The sequence below is a fragment of the Amycolatopsis sp. MEPSY49 genome, assembly GCF_051337345.1.
In the GTDB taxonomy this organism is placed as follows: domain Bacteria; phylum Actinomycetota; class Actinomycetes; order Mycobacteriales; family Pseudonocardiaceae; genus Amycolatopsis.
In genome coordinates this window covers 766784-785388 of the sequence record NZ_JBDLYJ010000003.1, presented here as the reverse complement: position 1 = coordinate 785388, position 18605 = coordinate 766784, and the positions used below count along the sequence as shown (strand labels likewise).

The window sequence follows — 18605 nt, the reverse complement described above, 5'->3', positions numbered from 1 at the left end:
AACCGGTTTGACTGGTACCGTCGGGAACCGATCAAACCGGTTCCAGGGGGTAACGATGACCGAGACCGAGCAAAAGGCCCCTCCCGGGTGGCTCGTGCTGCTGCTGGCCGTCTCCTGTGGACTGACCGTCGCGAACCTCTACTACGCCCAGCCGCTGCTCGCGGAGCTGCGGCACACCTTCGGCGTCGGCGAGGCCGCCGCCGGTGGGGTCGTCACCGCCACCCAGCTCGGCTACGCCGCCGGGATGCTGCTGCTCGTCCCGCTCGGCGACCGCCTCGAAAACCGCGGGCTCGTCGCGACGCTGCTCGCCGTCGCCTGCGCCGGTCTCGTCGTCACCGGCGTCGCGCCCGGGTTCGCCGTGCTGCTGATCGCTTCGCTGGTCGTCGGGGCGGCGTCGGTCGTCGTGCAGATCCTCATCCCGTTCGCCGCCGACCTCTCCCCCGACGCCATCCGCGGCCGGATCGTCGGGCGCGTCGTCAGCGGGCTGCTCTTCGGCATCCTGCTCTCCCGCGTCGTCGCCAGCCTGCTGGCCGAGGTGACCAGCTGGCGCGTCGTCTTCCTCATCTCGGCGGCCGCGATGGCCGCGCTCGCCGTCGTCCTGCGGTTCATCCTGCCGGCGCGGGCGCCCAAAACGGACGTCCACTATGGACAGCTGCTGCGCTCGACCCTGGCCATGTGGAAGAAGCACCCCGCACTGCGCCACCGCGCGCTGTACCAGTCGGCGATGTTCGGGGCGTTCAGCGCGTTCTGGACGACGATCGCGTTCGTGCTGACGGCCCCGCCGTTCAACTACACCCAGCTCGGCGTCGGCCTCTTCGCACTGGCGGGCGCGGCCGGCGCGCTCATCGCCCCGCTGGCCGGCAAGTGGTCCGACCACGGCCACGGCCGCCGGCTCACCGCGGCCGCGTTCGCGCTCTGCGCGGCGGCTTTCGCGCTGGCCGGGTTCGGCGCGCGCAGCGTCGTCCTGCTGGCGATCGCGGCGATCGCGGTGGACATGGCCGTCCAGGCGACGCTGGTGACCGGCCAGCACGTGATCTACCAGCTGGACCCGTCGGCCCGCGCCCGCGTCAACAGCGTCTACCTGGGCACCTTCTTCATCGGCGGCGCGATCGGTTCACAGGCGGGCTCGATCGCTTACCACCTGGGCGGCTGGACCGCGGTGGTCGTCTTCGCGGGCGCTCTCCCGCTGCTCGGACTGGCCGGGATGACGCGCACCCGCGTTTAGGCCCGGGGCCGGAAGTAGTGCTCGGTGACGTGGTTGCCGACGGCCGCGCCGAGCCGGGTGCCGTCGACGTCCGCGGACCGGAAGTGGATGCCGGCCCAGATGCGGGCGCCGACCACTTCGGCGGTCGCCTGCGAGAAGCTGCCGAAGTGCCGCGTGGTGCCGCTGTCGACGCTGAACGCGCTGAAGGAGACGTTGTCCCGCCCGAAATAGTGCGCGTACGCCGTCATCTGCGCGGCGGTGCGGCAGGTGTGCCCGGACGGGTAGTCGGGGTTCGGCGGGGTGACCACCAGTGGAGTCCACCCGGGGTCGGCCGTGGTGGCGGGGTTCCCGTCGGTGCCGGCGGACCGGATGGCGGTGACCGGCCGCCAGAAGTGCCAGAACTCCTTGTCATTGGCGCACGCGATCGCCCCGTCCGTGCCGGTGAAGTCGGCCAGCGCGTAGAAGCGCGCGGTCTCCAGCACGCCGAGTTTCTGCGTGACCGCGAGATCGCGCTTCATTCCCCAGCTGACCGAACGCCGGTCGTGCCACCAGAGCGCCGCGTCGGTCTGGTCCGCGGTGCGGACCGTGCTCGTCGCCGAGCCGAGCCGCTTGACCTCGGCGAAATCACGGGCGTACGTGCGGCTCGTGACCGCCGGCGGCCCCGGCGTGCGGAACATCGTCGCGTCCGGGACGGCGAACGGCTTCAGGAACCCCACCCAGGCGCCGGTGTTCTCGAAGTCCGGCGGAGTGGGGCGGTACTGCCCCGGCCGGGTGCCGACCGTCCAGAGCCGGGGGTCGAAGGCGCCGTCGTCCCGCCGGGCGGCGATCATCGCTTCGGCGGCCTGGGCGCCGACCCCGATGCCGCCGCGCTTCGCCGGTCCGTCCGGGAGGCCGGCGAGCCATTCGTCGTACTGGACGCGCAGTCTTTCCTCCTGTGCCGGGAAAATCGCGTCGAGGACCCGGTAGGCGGCCGTGCCGACGGCGGCGTCCGTCGACTCCCGGCCGGTGGCGCGCGGGGCGACGAGGTAGGGCTCGTACGGGCTGCCCTTGATCGCGTTGACCGCGTCGTAGACGGCGCCGCTGACCATGGCGAAACCACGTCCGGCGACCTGTGGGGGAGCTTGGTGCGCGATGTCCCAGATGGCGGTCTGCGCGTTGAGGTCCCAGACGACGACCGCGTTCGGCGAAGCCTGGGCGGCCGCCGGGGAAACGAAAGCGAGTGGCGCTGCCAGGATGAGCGCCGCGAGAACCGCCGCGCAGCGTGCCTTGACCATCGTCAACCCCAAGGATATGCGTAACGCATCGACACTGCTACGCAAGGTATCGCCACCCGTCGAACGGACGCAATACTCCAGCAGGCCTAGGCGAACACCGCCCGGTTCGCCTCGGCCCACTCGGCGTACGTCGTCCCGGGGCGGTCCAGCAGCTCTTCGACCACGCCGGTCGGCACCTGCGGATGGCGCAAGGTTTCTTCGAAGCCGTCGAGGAGCCAGTCGACGGCCTGCTCGGGGACGCCGTACCCGATCCACTGCGCGCGTTGTTCGTCGCGGGTCAGTTCGCGGAAGCGGATTTCCTTGCCCAGCACCGATTCCAGCGTGGCAACCTGCCCGCGGAGGCTGATCGCTTCCGGTCCACTGAGGACATACGTGGCACCGACGTGCCCTTCGGTCGTGAGGACGCGGGCCGCGACCGCCGCGATGTCGCCGAGGTCGATCGGGGTCTGCGTCGCGTCGCCGTAGGCCATCGCCACCTCGCCCGCGCGGACCATGTCCGCCCAGTCGAGGGTGTTGTTCATGAAGACGCCGGGGCGCAGGAAGGTCCAGGCGAAACCGGCCTCCCGCACCGCCTTCTCGACGGCGCCGTATTCGTTGCCGCTGGAGCCTTCGTGGCCGTCGCCGACACTGCTCCCCGACAGCGCGACGACCCGCTTGATGCCCGCCTCGGTCGCCAGTTCGCAGAACCGTCCGACGGTCCGCGCCATCGGCGCCAGGTAGACGGCGGAGACGCCCTCGAGAGGCAGCGTCGACGGCCGCGCCAGCGATCCGACGGCCACCTCGGCCTCCGGAGGCAGCTGAGCACGCTCGGGATCGACGGTCAGGGCTCGCACCGAGGCTCCCGCGGCGAGCAGCTCGTCGACCACCAGGCGGCCGACGCTGCCGGTCGCTCCCGTCACCAGGATCGTCATGACACCCTCCTCGTTTCCGTATGCCGTACGAGATCGTACGGCATACGGAAACCCGGGCGCACCTGGTTTGAAGACTTCAGGAGGTGATGGTCGGCAGCTCGGGCGCCGCGACGTCGTAAACCTTGCCCTCCTGGGTCAACAGCGCCGCGAGGACCTTGGCCTTCCGGTCCGTCTGCTCCGCCGTTCCCCAGCGGACGATCTTCCCGCTCGACAACGTGAACTCCACGCTCGCCGGGGTCTTCGCCGTCGCCGTCGTCACCTGCTTCAGCAGCTGCTCCGGGATCACCCCCAGCACCGCCGTCACCGCGCGCGTCACCGGGTCGTCCGCCGATACCTTGGGCAGGCGAAGTTCGGGCAACCCCGAGGGCCGCGAAGGCACCGTCTTGAACACCACGCCGCCGCCGTCGACCAGGTGGACTCCGTCTCCTCCCGGGCCGCTGTCGAAGAACGCGATCGCCGTTCGCTCGGTCACCGTGATCTCGACCGTGTTCGGCCAGGACCGCGACACCTCGACCGTGGCGATCCCCGGCATCGCCGCCACGCGGTCGCGGATCTCGTCCGTGCTCAGCCGCAGCATCGGCTTGTCCAGCGGCACCGCCGCCACCCCGCGGATCGCGTCGGCGGAAACGGTCCGGGAGCCGCTGACCGAGACCTCCTGCGCACCCAGCATCGAGCTGAAGAACAGCAGGTACACCAAGGCGATCACGGTCAGCACCGACAGCAGCGCCACCCACCGGCGGCGGATCTCGGCCCGCCGGTTGGGCCGGTTGCGCGGGGCCGAGCGCGCGACGCGGGTGCGGCGGCGCTCCTCCTCGGAGCGCCGCCCTCGCCGTTGCCGGGCCAGGGCGGCGCGATCCGGTGTCTCCTGCTCGGAGGACGGTCGGCGGCGTTCCCTGGTCGGACTCATGGTGTCAGCGCTTGTCCAGCTCGGCGAGGATCTCCGGCCCCAGCTGCGTCACGTCCCCCGCGCCCATGGTGACGACCAGGTCGCCCGGTCGAGCGAGGCCCGCCACCAGCGGCGCGGCCACGTCGAACGCCGGCTCGTAGCGCACCGGCGCCGTCACCTGGTCGGCGATCAGCGCCCCCGTGACACCCGGCTCGGGCTCCTCGCGCGCGCCGTAGACGTCCAGCACGACGACCTCGTCCGCCAAGGACAACGCCGAGGCGAACTCCGCCGAGAACATCTTCGTGCGCGAGTACAGGTGCGGCTGGAACACGACGACGACCCGGCCGGACCCGGCCGCGGTCCGCACCGCGCGCAGCTGCGCGGCCACCTCGGTCGGGTGGTGGGCGTAGTCGTCGTAGACGCGGACGTCGCCCGCCCGCCCCTTGAACTCGAACCGGCGACGCACGCCGCCGAACGCCGCGAGCCCGTCCGCCAGCTCGGCGGCGGGCGCGCCCAGCTCGATGCCGGCCAGCAGCGCCGCGATCGCGTTCAACGCCATGTGCTCCCCCGGCACGGCGACCCGCACCGACAGCTCCGAGCCGTCCAGCAGCAGCCGCACGACGCTACCGTCGGGCGCCGGGGTGTAGTCCAAGACCCGGGCGTCCGTCGCCGAGCGGCCGTACCGGCGCACGCGCACGCCCATCTCCTCGGCCTGCGTCCCCAGCTCGTCCGCCGCCGCGTCGTCACCGCAGACGATCAGCAGCCCGCCCGGCACGATCCGGCCGACGAACTCGGTGAACACCTTCGTGTACGCCTCGGCGGTGCCGTGGTGGTCCAGGTGGTCCGGCTCGACGTTCGTCACGACCGCGACCGACGGCGAATACGTCAGGAACGAGCCGTCGCTCTCGTCGGCCTCGGCGACGAAGATGCCGCCCTCGCCGTGGTGGGCGTTGGCGCCGGACTCGTTGAGGTCGCCGCCGATGGCGAACGACGGGTCGAGCCGGCAGTGCTGCAGCGCCACGGTCAGCATCGACGTCGTCGACGTCTTGCCGTGCGTGCCCGCGATGCAGGCGACCCGGTGGCCTTCCATCAGCCCGGCCAGCGCCTGGGCCCGGTGCAGCACCGGGATGCCCGCCGCGCGCGCGGCGGCCAGCTCGGGGTTGGTCTCCTTGATCGCCGTCGAGACGACTACCGCGGACGGCGGCTGCGAAAGAGCCGAAATGTTCGAAGCGGCCTGGCCGACGAACAGCTCGGCGCCCTGGGCCCGCAGCGACAGCAGCGCGCGCGACTCCTTGGCGTCCGAGCCCGACACGAAAGCCCCGCGCGCCAGCAGGATCCGCGCGATGCCGGACATGCCGGCCCCGCCGATCCCGATCAGGTGCGCCCGGCGCAGCTCTTCAGGCAGTTCAAGCACCGGCGGCCTCCAGAACGATGCGGGCGAGGGTCTCGTCGGCTTCGCGGTGGCCCATGCCGACCGCCGCCGCGCCCATCTTCGCGACGCGGTCGGCGTCGGTGACCAGCGGGACGACCAGCTCGGCGACCTTGGCCGGAGTCAGGTCGGCGTCGGCGACCATCAGGGCCGCCCCGGCGTCGACCGCGGGCCGCGCGTTGGTGGCCTGCTCGCCGTTGCCGATCGGCAGCGGGACGAACACCGCGGGCAGGCCGACCGAGGTCACCTCGGCGACCGTCATCGCGCCCGAGCGGCAGATCGCGACGTCGGCCGCCGCGTAGGCCAGGTCCATCCGCTCCAGATAGGGCACCGGCACGTACGCCGGGCGCCCCGGGAACTCCTGCACGACCAGCGTGTTCTTCGGGCCGTGCGCGTGCAGCACGCCGACGCCGGCGTCGGCCAGGTCCTTGGCCGCGCCGGACACCGCGGCGTTGATCGACTGGGCGCCCTGCGAGCCGCCGAACACCAGCAGCGTCGGCGCGTCCGGGTCCAGCCCGAAGTGCTCGCGGGCCTCGGCGCGCAGCGCGGCGCGGTCCAGCGACGTGATCGAGCGCCGCAGCGGGATCCCGACGACCTCGGCCTTCGGCAGCGGCGTTCCCGGCACGGCCACCGCGACGCGGCGCGCGAACCGCGCGCCGACCTTGTTCGCCAGGCCCGGCGACTGGTTGGCCTCGTGCACGACGATCGGGACGCGCCCGCGCGCGGCCAGGTAGGCGGGCAGGGCGACGTACCCGCCGAAGCCGACCACGACGTCCGCGCCGACCCGCTCCAGCACCTCACGGGTCTTGCGGACCGAGTCGCGGACCTTCAGGGGCAGCCGCAGCAGCTCCGGCGTCGGCTTGCGCGGCAGCGGCACCGGCGGGATCAGCTCCAGCTCGTACCCGCGGGCCGGGACGAGCTTGTTCTCCAGGCCGCGCTCGGTGCCCAGCGCCACGACCGTCGCGTCCGGGCGCAGCCGCTTGACGGCGTCGGCCAGGGCGAGGGCGGGTTCGATGTGTCCTGCGGTGCCACCTCCGGCGACCACGACCACGGGCCCTCTGCCCGAGGCGGCTCGCTCGGCTCCCTTGACGGGGTTACTCACCAATGACCTCTCCGGTTCGCGGTACTCCGGGTACCACGGCTCGCTGTTGTGCGCGCGGCCCCGCGGGACGTGGCCGTGCTCGTCCGTGCCGCGCTGCGGCGCACCGGTTCACGGACCGACCTGCGTCGTTCCTGTGCCGGGGCCGGCCGCGCCGCACGGGGCGCGGGCCTGGCCGCCTTCGCCCCGGCGCGCGCCCCACCCTTGCGGGTGGCGGGCGGGCGGTACGGATCGGGCGCGGGCAGCCGCAGCAGGCGTCCGAATTTACCCGGCCCCTGTGTGCGCAGTGCGGCCACCGCCTCCGGCTCGTGCCGGGCGGCGTTCGCGAGCACGCCCATGATGAGCATGGTGATCACCAGCGAGGTGCCGCCGTAGGAGATCAGCGGCAGCGTGACGCCGGTGACCGGCAGCAGGCCGACGACGTAGCCGATGTTGATGCCGGCCTGCGCCACGAGGAAGACCGTGAGCGTGCCGGAGACGATCCGGATCCACGGGTCGATGTTGCGGGTGGCGATCCGCAGGCCCACGATCGCGACCCCGGCGAACAGGGCGAGCACGACGACGCAGCCGATCAGGCCGAGCTCCTCGCCGATCAGCGCGAAGATGAAGTCGTTCTGCACGTTCGGCAGGTAGCCCCAGTTGGACGTCCCCTGGCCGAGGCCCTTGCCGAAGAACCCGCCGTCGGCCAGGGCCAGCTTGGCCTGGTTGGCCTGGAAGCCCTCGGCGCTGGTGTCGGCGTCCGGCGACAGGAACGACATGACGCGGTCGAGCCGGTAGGGCGCGATGACGGCGAGCACGAGCACCCCGGCCAGGCCGCCCGCGAGGATCACGCCGAACAGCCGTTTCGGCGCGCCGGCGAACCACAGCAGCGCCAGCAGCACCACGGCCAGGGTGACCGTGCCGCCGAGGTCCGGCTGCAGCATGACCAGGGCGAACATCAGCAGCGCGATCGGCACCACGGGCACCAGCAGGTGCCGCCACTGGTGGATCACGTTGTACTTGATCACCAGGATGTGCGCGCCCCAGAAGGCCAGCGCGACCTTCGCGGCCTCGACCGGCTGGAAGGTGAAGTCGCCGACCTTGAACCAGCCCTGCGAGCCGTTGACCGTCGTGCCCAGCGGCGTCAGCACGAGCACCAGCAGGCCGAGGCAGACCACCGTCGCGGTCGCCGACATCCGGCGGATCCGCTCCAGGTTCACCCGCAGGCCAAGCCAGAAGACGACCGAGCCGATCGCGACGAACACCAGGTGCTTGGTGAACAGCGAGTACACGCCGCTGCCGGTCTTCGGGTTGTAGGACGCCACCGACGACGCCGACAGCACCATGACGATGCCGATGACGGTGAGCACGCCGGTGAGCGCGAGCACGAGGTGGAACGACGCGAGCGGGCGCGAGAGCCACGCGGTCAGCGCGGTCCGGAAGGCGACGAAGCCGCTCTCCTTGCGCTCTCGGCGCGGCCGCTTCGGCGGCGCTACGGGTTTGGTGTCAGTTGTCGTCACTCGGCTCCCCCGCTGCGTCGTCGCGAAGGACGTGCACCGCCGCGGCGAACGCGTCGCCGCGTGCGCCGTAGTTCGGGAACATGTCCAACGACGCCGCGGCGGGTGCCAGCAGCACCACGTCACCTGGCCGGGCCATCGCGCTGGCCGCACTCACCGCCGCAGTCATGGGTTCATCGTCACCCGGACGGAGGCTGTTCACCGGGACATCCGGCGCGTGTCGCGCGACCGCGGCGGCGATCACGGGTGAATCGACGCCGAGTAGCACAACCCCGCGCAGGCGGCCGGCGATGCTGCTCACGAGTTCGTCGACCGAAGCGCCCTTGAGCTGACCCCCGGCGATCCACACGATCGACTCGTGCGCCCGCAGCGACCCGGCGGCCGCGTGCGGGTTGGTCGCCTTCGAGTCGTTGACGTACCGGACGCCGCCGACCTCGGCCACCTCGACGGCCCGGTGCGGGGCCGGCTGGTACTCGCGCAGGCCCTTCAGCACGGCCTCCGGCGAGACGCCGTGCGCGCGGGCCAGCGCGGCCGCGGCGAGGGCGTTCGAGACGTTGTGCGGGCCGGCCGGGCGGACGTCCGACAGCGTCGCCAGCTCTTCGGCGCTGGTCGCCGGGTCGGCGACGAAAGCGCGGTCGACCAGCAGGTCTTCGACCAGGCCCAGCTCGCCGGCGCGCGGGGTGTCCAGCCGGAAGCCGACGCGGCGGGCGGTCTCGGGCGCGTGCTCTTCGGCGATGCGGGTGGACCACTCGTCGTCGGCGTTGTGCACGACGACCTTGGCGCGGGTGTGGACGCGCCCCTTCGCGGCCGCGTACTCGTCCATCGAGCCGTGCCAGTCGATGTGGTCCTCGGCCAGGTTGAGCACCACGGCCGCGTCCGGGGCCAGCGTCGAGGACCAGTGCAGCTGGAAGCTCGACAGCTCGACAGCCAGCACGTCGTAGCCCGCGCGGACCGCGTCGAGGGCGGCGTAGCCGATGTTCCCGCAGGCCACGGCGTTCGCGCCGGCCGCCTTGAGGATCGACTCGAGCATGCCCACGGTGGTCGTCTTGCCGTTCGTGCCGGTGACCACCAGCCACGCCGGGGGGTGCTCGCGCAGCCGGCCGACGCGCCAGGCCAGCTCGACGTCGCCGATCACCTCGACGCCGGCCTCGGCCGCGGCCACCAGCAGCGGCGACGTCGGCCGCCAGCCGGGGCTGGTGACGACGAGGACGACGTCGTCCGGGGGCTCGCTCAGCCCGGGCACCAGCTCGGCGCCCAGGCCTTCCAGCTCGGCCAGGCGTTCGGCGTTGCCGTCGGTGACCGTGACGCGCGCGCCGAGGTCGACCAGCACGGGCACGATCGACTTGCCGGTGACCCCGGCACCCGCGACGAGAACGTGACGACCGGAGATCTGCACGGTCAGCCTCCGAAGCCCAGCTGCTCGCTGTAGAACAGGCCCAGGCCGAACATGCAGCAGATCGCCGAGAGCAGCCAGAACCGGATGATGACCGTGGTTTCCGCCCACCCGGCGAGCTCGAAGTGGTGGTGGAACGGGGCCATCCGGAAGAGCCTTCGCCGGGTGGTCCGGAACACCGCGATCTGCGCGACCACCGAAATCATCTCAACCATGAACAGGCCGCCGATGACGATGGCGAGCAGCTCGGTGCGGGTCGTCATCGAGAGGCCGGCGACCAGGCCGCCGAGGGCCAGCGAGCCGGTGTCGCCCATGAAGATCTTCGCCGGGGCCGCGTTCCACCAGAGGAACCCGACGCAGGCGCCGGTCGCCGCGGCCGCGACCACCGCGAGGTCGAGCGGGTCGCGGACGTCGTAGCAGGCGGGCGCCGGGCCGTTGGCGCAGTTCAGCCGCTCCTGCCAGAACGCGATGACGACGTAGGTCGCCAGCACCATCGCCGCCGACCCGCCGGCCAGGCCGTCGAGGCCGTCGGTGAAGTTCACCGCGTTCGACCAGCCGGAGATGACGATGTAGCAGAAGATCACGAAGAACACCGCGGGGAAGGTGATCAGCGCGAGGTCGCGGACGTAGGAGAGGCTCTCCGACGCCGGCGTGATGCCGCGCGAGTCCGCGAAGTTCAGCGCCAGCACCGCGAACGCGATCGTGACGACCAGCTGGCCGACCAGCTTCGCGGTCTTGTTCAGCCCCAGGTTGCGCTGCTTGCGGATCTTGATGAAGTCGTCGAGGAACCCGACGATCCCCAGGCCCACCGCGAGCATCAGGACGAGCAGCCCGGAGGCCGTCGGCGCGCCGCTGCGGGAGTTGAACATCCAGTTGATCAAGTGCGCGGCGAAGTACCCGACGACCATCGCGATGATGATCGCGACACCGCCCATGGTCGGGGTACCGCGCTTGGACTTGTGTCCCTGCGGGCCTTCCTCGCGGATCTCCTGGCCGAAGCCCTGCCGGGAGAAGACCCGGATCAGGTAGGGCGTGAGCAGGATGGAGATCAGCAGGCCCGCCGCGGCCGCGATCAGGATGCTGATCACGCGTCACCACCGTTCGAGCGATTCTCGGAGTTGTCGGTTTCCCGGGGTTCGAGCAGAGCTTCGGCGACCCGCCAGAGGCCGGCGGCCTTGGAGGCCTTGACCAGCACCACGTCCCCGGGGCGGAGCTGATCATGCAGCAGGGCGATCGCGGCCTCGACGTCGGGTACCAGTGCCGACTCCTCGCCCCAGGAACCCTCCTGGTGCGCGCCCTGGTGCATGGCCGCCGCCTCGGGGCCGATCACGACGAGCTTGGCGATGTTGAGCCGGACGACCAGCCGGCCGATCTCGTCGTGCGCGGTGACCGCGTCCGCGCCGAGCTCGCCCATCACGCCGAGCACGGCCCAGGACCGGCGGCCGGACTCCCGTGTCATCGCCGCGAGGGCCTTCAGGCCGGCCCGCATCGACTCGGGGTTGGCGTTGAAGGAGTCGTTGAGGATCGTGACGCCGTCTTCGCGGGTCACGACCTCCATGCGCCGCGCCGAACGCCGTTCGACGGCCGACAGCCGCGCGGCGATTTCGTCCGGCGACGAGCCCAGCTCCAAGGCGATCGCGGCGGCCGCGAGCGCGTTGCTCACGTGGTGCTCGCCGTGCAGCGGCAGCCGCACGTCCGCCTCCCCGGCCGGGGTGACCAGCCGGAAGGACGCGCGGGCCTGGTCGTCGAGCGTGATACCGGTCGCCCGGACCTGCGCGGACGCGCTTTCGCCGAAGAACACCACGCGGGCCTTCGTGCGGCTCGCCATGGCCGCGACCAGCGGATCGTCGAGGTTGAGCACCGCGACGCCGTCCGCGGGCAGGGCCTCGACCAGCTCGCCCTTGGTCTTCGCGATGCCTTCGCGCGAGCCGAACTCGCCGACGTGCGCGCTGCCGACGTTGAGCACCGCGCCGATCCGCGGCGGGGCGATCTCGGCGAGGTGGGCGATGTGCCCGGGTCCGCGCGCGGACAGCTCCAGCACCAGGTGGCGGGTGTCGGCGTCGGCGCGCAACGCCGTCCAGGGGTGGCCCAGCTCGTTGTTGAACGACCCGGGCGGCGCGACCGTCGGCCCCAGCGGCTCGAGCAGCTGCGCGATCAGGTCCTTGGTCGAGGTCTTGCCGGACGAGCCGGTGACGCCGACGACCGTCAGGGTGCCCTCGGCCAGGCGCTGCACGACGAACCGGGCGAGCTTGGCCAGCGCGGCCAGCACGGCGGCGCCGGAGCCGTCCTTGTCGCCGGTCAGCGCGACCGACCGCTCGTGGGCCTCGCCGTCGCCGACCGGCGGGACGACGATCGCCGGGGCGTCGACCTCGCGGGCGGCCAGCACGGCCACCGCGCCGGCCTCGACGGCCTGCGCGGCGAAGTCGTGGCCGTCGACCTTCTCCCCTGGCAGGGCGACGAACAGGCCGCCGGGCGTGAGCTTCCGGGTGTCGAACTCCACGGTGCCGGTCACCTGCGCGCCCGGGTCGGCGCGGTGCAGCCGGCCGCCGACGACGTCGGCGAGCTCGGCCAGGCTGAGCACGATCACACACTCACCTCGAGTTTGTTGCGGATGGCCGCGGCCAGCTCGTCGCGGTCGGAGAACGGGTGCACGACGCCGCCGGCCTCCTGGCCGGACTCGTGCCCCTTGCCGGCGAGGAAGACGATGTCGCCCGGCTCGGCCAGCGCGACGGCGTGTTCGATGGCCTCGCGGCGGTCGCCGATTTCGATGACCTCGCCGCCCTCGGCGGGCCCGACGGCGCGAGCGCCGGCGAGCATCGCGGCGCGGATCGCCGCGGGGTCTTCGGAGCGGGGGTTGTCGTCGGTGACGATCAGGACGTCGCTGCGCCGGGCCGCCGCCTCGCCCATCATCGGGCGCTTGGCGGTGTCGCGGTCGCCGCCGCAGCCGAGCACGGTGATGATCCGGCCCTCGGCGCGGGCCCGCAGTGCGTCCAGGCCCTGGGCGACCGCGGCCGGCTTGTGGGCGTAGTCGACGACGGCGGTGAACTCCTGGCCGACGTGGACCCGCTCCATCCGGCCGGGCACCTGCACCTCGGCGAGCCCGGTGACGATGTGCTCCAGGGCGATTCCCGCGCTGCCGAGGATCGCGGCGGCGAGCACGGCGTTGGCGACGTTGAACTCGCCGGGCAGCGGGATCCGGGCGGGCGCGCTGACGCCGTCCGGGCCGTGCAGCGTGAACGTCTGCTCGCCGTGCGGGGTGGCCCGCAGGTCGGTGGCCTTCCACGCGGCCTCGGTGCCCGGGTCCGTGGTGACGGTGATCGTCTGCGGCGTCAGCAGGGCCTGGCCCCACGCGCTGTCGACGACGACGACCTCGGTGGTCGAGCGGCCGTCGAACAGCAGGGACTTCGCGGCGAAGTACTCCTGCATGTCCTTGTGGAAGTCCAGGTGGTCCTGGGAGAGGTTGGTGAACGCGCCGACCGCGAACCGGGTGCCGTTGACCCGGCCGAGCGCGAGCGCGTGGCTGGAGACCTCCATCGGCACGTGCGTGACGCCGCGCTCCAGCATCACGGCGAGCAACGCCTGCAGGTCCGGCGCCTCCGGAGTGGTGAAGCCGCTGACCAGCCGTTCGCCGGCGATCCGGGTCTCGACCGTGCCGATCAGGCCGGTGGTCAGGCCCGCGGCCTGCAGGCCGGCGTCGACCAGGTACGACGTCGTGGTCTTGCCGGACGTGCCGGTGACGCCGAGGACGGCCAGCCGCAGGGAGGGCTCGCCGTAGATCCAGGCGGCGATCTCGCCGAGGGCGGCGCGCGGGTCGGCGTGCACGAGGATCGGGACGCCGGCGTCGCGCAGCCCGGGGCGCTCGGCGCCTTCGGCGTCGGTGAGCACCGCGACGGCCCCGGCCGCGACCGCCTGGTCGCTGAAGTCGGCGCCGTGCGCGCGGGCGCCGGGCAGGGCGGCGAACAGGTCGCCGGGCAGCACGTGCTGGGCCCGCAGGGTGGTGCCGGTGACGGTGAGGTCGGCGGCGTCGGGCGAGCCGGCGATCAGCCGCGCGTCCGCCCTGGCGAGCAGCGTCGCCAGCGGGACCGGGTCGATGCGCGCCGGGCGGGGCGGCGCGGGGACCGCTTTCACCGGGCTTTCCGGCACCTGGGAACTGGACGAGGACACGGACACGGCCAAGAGGCTACCGGCGGCGGGTTGGGGCAGTCGCACGCGGTACGGCGATTGCGGGCGGCTGAGGCACATGTGCTAAACGGCGATCCGCACCCTGTTGCGCCGCAACGCTTTCCCGGGTTCTTCGGACCGATGTGGACGCTGAACGCGTGAAGGCCCCCTCACGCAGGTAAGGGGGCCTTCACGCACGGTGCTTACGGCACGATCAGCGGGACTTCCGGCGAAGGGCCGTCCGACAGCGGGATCTGGTACCGCTGCGTCAGGTACGACGCGATGGTGTGGAACAGCGGCGCGGCGGAGTGCCCGACCGGCAGCGTCGTGTCCGGCGCGTCCAGCCGGATCCCGACCACGAACCGCGGGTGGTCGGCGGGCAGGATGCCGGCGAAGGTGATGTTGTAGAGGTGGTCGCTGTAGGCCTTCGTCCGCGGGTCGACCTGCTGGCCGGTGCCCGTTTTCCCGGAGATCTGGTAGCCCTCGACCGCCGCCGACGGCGCGGTGCCCTTCTGCAGGCCCTTGCCGTTCTGCGCGACCGCGCGCATCATGTCGCGCACCGTCTTGGCCGTCTGCGGGCTGACCACCTGGACCTGCTTCGGCGCCGGCTCCGGCACGGTCGTCCCGTCCGGGTTCACCTTCGCCTTGACGATCCGGGGTTCGACGCGCAGGCCGTCGTTCGCGATCGCCTGGTACATCCCGGCCATCTGCAGCACGGTCATCGACAGGCCCTGCCCGATCGGCAGGTTGCCGAACGTCGTCGCCGACCACTGGCTGCGCGCCGGCACGACCCCCGCGCTCTCGCCGGGCAGGCCGACGCCGGTGCGCTGGCCGAGCCCGAACTTCTTGAGCAGGTCGGAGTAACGCTCCTCGCCGATCTTCTGCGCCAGCAGCAGCGTCCCGATGTTGGACGACTTGGCGAAGATCCCGGCGGTGGTGAACGTCTGCGTGCCGTGGGTCCAGGCGTCGTGCACGGTCTTGTCGGCCACCTGCAGCGCGCCGGGCACCTGGATCGTCGACTCCGGCGTCGCGATGCCGTAGTCGATCGCCCCGGTGGCGGTGACGACCTTGTTGACCGACCCCGGTTCGAACGGCGTGGTGACCGCCGGGTTGTTGAGGTCGTCGGGGGTCCACGTGCTCTGGTCGTTGGGGTCGAACGTCGTGTCGTTGGCCAGCGCGTAGACCTCGCCGGTCTTGGCGTCGAGGACGACCGCCTGCCCGCCCTTGGCGTGCGACTGCCGGACGTAGTCCGACAGCTGCCGCTGCACCTCGTACTGCAGGTCGGAGTCGATGGTCAGCTCGAGGTCCGACCCCGGCACGGCGGCCTGCAGGTCGCGCTCGGTGCCCGGGATGACGACGTTGTCGCTGCCGTTCTTCGTGTTGACCAGCATCCGGCCCGGCGTGCCCGCCAGGTCGTTGTCGCGCACGAGTTCCAGCCCGACCAGGCCGTGCAGGTTGTGCTTGGACACGTCCGGGTCGTCGGAGCGCCAGTTCGCGGCGCCGACGATGTTGGACGCCAGGCTGCCGCCCGGGTATTCGCGCAGCGCGCGCTTCTCGATCCCGATCCACGGGTACTTCTTGACGATGTCGGCGGCGACCGACGGCTCGACGTTGTGTTCCAGGTAGGTGAACGAAACCGGCTTGTGGAACAAGTCGAGCAGCTGCTGCTCGGTGAGCGTCGGCACCTTGGCCGCGATGTACTTCGCGGCCGCCGCGGTCTCGCTGTCGAACGTCTTCGCCGTGCCGGGGTTCTTCGCGGCGAAGTCGGCCATGCTCTTGTGGAACGCCTTGAGGTTCACCGAAAGCGAGCGCACCTCGACGCTGAACGCCAGCTTGGCGCCGTTGCGGTCCACAATGGACCCGCGCTGGGCCGGGATGTCGATGGTCTGGGTGCGCTGCCGCTCGGCCGCGGCCGACAGCGCCGCGGCGTCGAACCACTGCACCTGCACCAGTTTCACGCCCGCGACGAGCAGTATCGCGACCAGGATCAGGCGCACGGCGGAGAAGCGGCCGCGGTGGCCGCCGTTTCCCCGCCGGGCGGCCGCGCTGCGCGTCCCGGCGGCGTAGGTCCGCCGCGCGCTGCCCCTCGTGCGGGCGCGGGCCTGTCCCCGGCCGGCAGCCATCACTGGCCGGCCCCCGGCTGCGCGGGCGGCTGCTCGTCGGCGGGCACGGCGGGCTGGTCGCCCTCGATCGGCGCGCCCTGCTGCGACTGCGTGCCCGCGGCGGGCGCGGCGGGCGGCGCGACCGGCGCCGCCGGCGTGTCCGCCTTGGCCTTCTTGGGCTCGCCGACGAGCGACGTCTTCCCGTCCGGGCCGACGACGATGCGCGCCGGGTCGCCGCCCGGCACCATGCCCAGCTGCTGGGCGGCGGGGGCCAGCGACGCGGGCGACTCGGCCTTCGCGACGTCGCGCTGCAGCTGCTCCTTCGTCTCGGCCAGGCTCGCGTTCGTGGTGCGCAGCTGCTCGAGCCGGTAGGAGTCGGCGATCGCCTGCGTGGTCAGCCACAGCGTGGTCGCCACGCCGGCGGCCAGCAGCGCCATCATCATCAGCACGAACGACGCGCGCGACTTCGGCAGCCGCAGCTTGAACTTCGGCTTGGGCTCCGCCGGCTCGGCCTTCGGCCGTGGCCGCGGCTCGCGCTCCTTGAGCAGGTCGGCCCGCTGGGCGCGGCGCGCGTAGGCGCGCTCGGCCGCGGACGTGCGGCCCCGCGACGCGCGGCGCGGCGCGGCCTTGCCCGGCTGGGTGGTCTGCGGGTCCGGCTCGACGGTGGTCGAGGTGCGGGCGGCCTCGCTGCGGCCCCGCGTCGCCGGCGCGGCCGGGCGGCGGGACTTCGCGGGAGCGGTCATCGCGGCTCTCCGATCCTCTCTGCGGCCCGCAGCCGCACCGAGGCGGCGCGCGGGTTCCGTTCGATCTCCTCTTCGCCGGCCTTCTCGGCGCCCCGGGTCAGGAGCTTCAGCTCCGGTCCGTGTCCCGGCAGCTCGACCGGGAGTCCCTCCGGGGTGCGGGACTTCGCGAGCTCGGCCAGCGCCTGCTTGACCAGCCGGTCTTCCAGGGACTGGTAGGACTCGACGACGATCCGCCCGCCGACCGGCAGGGCCCCCAGCGCGGCGGGCATGGCGCGGCGGAGCACCTCCAGCTCGCCGTTGACCTCGATCCGCAGCGCCTGGAAGGTGCGCTTGGCCGGGTGCCCGCCGGTGCGGCGGGTGGCGGCCGGGACGGCGTCGTAGAGCAGCTCGACCAGGCGCCCGCTGGTCGTGAACGGCTCCTGTTCGCGGGCTTTCACGACGGCCTTGACGATGCGCTGCGCGAAGCGCTCCTCGCCGTAGTCGCGCAGGATCCGGATCAGCTCGCCGGGCGCGTAGGTGTTGAGCACGTCGGCGGCGGTGAACCCGGTGGTCGGGTCCATCCGCATGTCGAGCGGCGAGTCCTTCGAGTAGGCGAAGCCGCGCTCGGCCCGGTCCAGCTGCATCGACGAGACGCCGAGGTCGAAGAGGATGCCGTCGGCCTTGGCTATCCCGAGTCCTTCGAGGGCTTCCGGGAGCCCGTCGTAGACGGTGTGCACGAAGTCGACGCGGTCGCCGTGCCGGGCGAGGCGCTCTTCCGACTTTTCGAGAGCGGCGGGGTCACGGTCCAGGGCGACGAGGCGCAGCCGCGGGAAGGCGTCGAGGAGGGCGTCGGAATGCCCGCCGAGGCCGACGGTCGCGTCCACGAGGACGCCGTCGCGCTCGGCGAACACGGGGGTGAACAGCTCGACGATGCGCCTCAGCAGTACCGGGACGTGCTCGGGTGCCGTCATGGTGTTCCCTCCCCCCTTTCTCGCCTGGCCCGGGGGAAATATGGCGGATGCCGTCAGGTCCCTGTCCGCCCGCTGCCGACCTGGTACCGGGGAAGGTGCACCAGGGCTGTTGAGCGGACAGAGGCCTCACGGCATCCGGGTGGGCTTCCCCCGTGGCGCGGGCGGCGAACCCCTCGTCCCCCGACGACGACGGTGCACCGCGACCGCACGTCTAGAAGACGCCCGGCAGTACTTCCTCTCGAGCCTTCGCGTAGCTGTCTTCGTGTTCCTCCAGGTAGCCCTGCCACGCTTGGGCGTCCCAGATCTCCAGCCTGGTGATCGCCCCGATCACCACGCACTCCTTGCTGAGCCCCGCGTAGCGGCGGAGCTCGGACGCGATGCTGATGCGCCCCTGGCCGTCCGGACGTTGCTCGTCCGTGCCGGCGAACAGGTAGCGCTGGTAGGCCCGAACCGCCTCGTTGGTGAACGGGGCCTCGGCGACCTTGCGCGCCATCTGCTCGAACTCGGCGCGGGGGAAGACGAAGAGGCAGTGGTCCTGCCCCTTGGTAAGCATCAGCCCACCCGCCAAGGCGTCACGGAACTTCGCGGGCAGCGCGAGCCGCCCTTTGTCGTCCAGCTTCGGGGTGTGGGTGCCGAGGAACACGGCCTCCACCTCCCTACCGCACCCGGTGGCGAACCTCCGGCTGCGGCTCCGGGGCTTCCCTTCCGCCCCACTGGCCACCACCGTACCCCACTTTTCACCACAGTCAACGCGTGAAACCGGCGGCTCACTCCGTCGTGTGTTCTGTTTGCGCAGGTCAGCAGGGTGGGGGTAGGTGAGGGGTGCCGTGGGGGACGGTGGCCAAGATCCCCCTTGCCGGGGGCCGGAGCAACCTCAGCTGTACCCCATGCGTCCGCATAACGGCCGCGAAAGAACCCTGGGGGCCTCGGGTGGGGGCAGGTGGGGACCCGGGGTGG

15 protein-coding genes are annotated in these 18605 nt (G+C 72.3%); 1 reads left to right on the top strand and 14 read right to left on the bottom strand.

What is annotated here, in order from left to right:
- The first annotated feature begins 55 nt into the window (after nt 1-55).
- On the top strand, nt 56-1225 hold the full coding sequence (locus ABFJ78_RS18005) for an MFS transporter (protein WP_436387482.1): 1170 nt from the start codon (nt 56-58) through the stop codon (nt 1223-1225).
- Here ABFJ78_RS18005 and ABFJ78_RS18000 read toward each other — a convergent pair.
- The 14 genes from ABFJ78_RS18000 to mraZ all read right to left on the bottom strand — a co-directional run bounded on the left by ABFJ78_RS18000 (nt 1222) and on the right by mraZ (nt 18291).
- A complete protein-coding gene (locus ABFJ78_RS18000) occupies nt 1222-2478 on the bottom strand; it encodes a vanadium-dependent haloperoxidase (RefSeq protein WP_436387481.1) in 1257 nt (418 codons plus the stop codon). The genes ABFJ78_RS18005 and ABFJ78_RS18000 overlap by 4 nt on opposite strands.
- 86 nt (nt 2479-2564) lie before the next feature.
- Nucleotides 2565-3389: an NAD(P)H-binding protein gene (locus ABFJ78_RS17995; RefSeq protein ID WP_436387480.1), complete on the bottom strand. Its 825-nt coding sequence runs from the start codon at nt 3387-3389 to the stop codon at nt 2565-2567.
- A 76-nt stretch (nt 3390-3465) separates the two neighbouring features.
- On the bottom strand, nt 3466-4296 hold the full coding sequence (locus ABFJ78_RS17990) for a cell division protein FtsQ/DivIB (RefSeq protein ID WP_436387479.1): 831 nt from the start codon (nt 4294-4296) through the stop codon (nt 3466-3468).
- Nucleotides 4297-4300: 4 nt separating this feature from the next.
- Nucleotides 4301-5689, bottom strand: a complete 1389-nt coding sequence (gene murC, locus ABFJ78_RS17985) for a UDP-N-acetylmuramate--L-alanine ligase (protein ID WP_436387478.1) — start codon at nt 5687-5689, stop codon at nt 4301-4303.
- Nucleotides 5682-6806, bottom strand: coding sequence for an undecaprenyldiphospho-muramoylpentapeptide beta-N-acetylglucosaminyltransferase (murG, locus tag ABFJ78_RS17980; protein ID WP_436387477.1), 1125 nt, complete (start codon nt 6804-6806; stop codon nt 5682-5684). The genes murC and murG overlap by 8 nt, the downstream gene beginning before the upstream one ends.
- A complete protein-coding gene (gene ftsW / locus ABFJ78_RS17975; RefSeq protein ID WP_436387476.1) occupies nt 6803-8302 on the bottom strand; it encodes a putative lipid II flippase FtsW in 1500 nt (499 codons plus the stop codon). The genes murG and ftsW overlap by 4 nt, the downstream gene beginning before the upstream one ends.
- Nucleotides 8289-9695, bottom strand: coding sequence for a UDP-N-acetylmuramoyl-L-alanine--D-glutamate ligase (murD, locus tag ABFJ78_RS17970; protein ID WP_436387475.1), 1407 nt, complete (start codon nt 9693-9695; stop codon nt 8289-8291). Before murD ends, ftsW begins: the two co-directional genes overlap by 14 nt.
- Nucleotides 9696-9697: 2 nt before the next feature.
- Nucleotides 9698-10780, bottom strand: a complete 1083-nt coding sequence (gene mraY / locus ABFJ78_RS17965; protein ID WP_436387474.1) for a phospho-N-acetylmuramoyl-pentapeptide-transferase — start codon at nt 10778-10780, stop codon at nt 9698-9700.
- On the bottom strand, nt 10777-12279 hold the full coding sequence (locus ABFJ78_RS17960; RefSeq protein WP_436387473.1) for a UDP-N-acetylmuramoyl-tripeptide--D-alanyl-D-alanine ligase: 1503 nt from the start codon (nt 12277-12279) through the stop codon (nt 10777-10779). The genes mraY and ABFJ78_RS17960 overlap by 4 nt, the downstream gene beginning before the upstream one ends.
- Nucleotides 12276-13820, bottom strand: coding sequence for a UDP-N-acetylmuramoyl-L-alanyl-D-glutamate--2,6-diaminopimelate ligase (locus tag ABFJ78_RS17955; RefSeq protein ID WP_436387800.1), 1545 nt, complete (start codon nt 13818-13820; stop codon nt 12276-12278). Before ABFJ78_RS17955 ends, ABFJ78_RS17960 begins: the two co-directional genes overlap by 4 nt.
- 236 nt (nt 13821-14056) lie before the next feature.
- Nucleotides 14057-15976: a peptidoglycan D,D-transpeptidase FtsI family protein gene (locus ABFJ78_RS17950; protein WP_436387472.1), complete on the bottom strand. Its 1920-nt coding sequence runs from the start codon at nt 15974-15976 to the stop codon at nt 14057-14059.
- Nucleotides 15976-16698 (bottom strand): hypothetical protein, encoded by a 723-nt coding sequence (locus ABFJ78_RS17945; protein WP_436387471.1) that lies wholly within the window; start codon nt 16696-16698, stop codon nt 15976-15978. The genes ABFJ78_RS17950 and ABFJ78_RS17945 overlap by 1 nt, the downstream gene beginning before the upstream one ends.
- Complete coding sequence (rsmH, locus tag ABFJ78_RS17940; protein WP_436387470.1) at nt 16695-17648, bottom strand: 16S rRNA (cytosine(1402)-N(4))-methyltransferase RsmH; 954 nt, start codon at nt 17646-17648, stop codon at nt 16695-16697. The genes ABFJ78_RS17945 and rsmH overlap by 4 nt, the downstream gene beginning before the upstream one ends.
- A 211-nt stretch (nt 17649-17859) precedes the next feature.
- Nucleotides 17860-18291, bottom strand: a complete 432-nt coding sequence (gene mraZ, locus ABFJ78_RS17935; RefSeq protein ID WP_285998176.1) for a division/cell wall cluster transcriptional repressor MraZ — start codon at nt 18289-18291, stop codon at nt 17860-17862.
- Nucleotides 18292-18605: the final 314 nt, after the last annotated feature.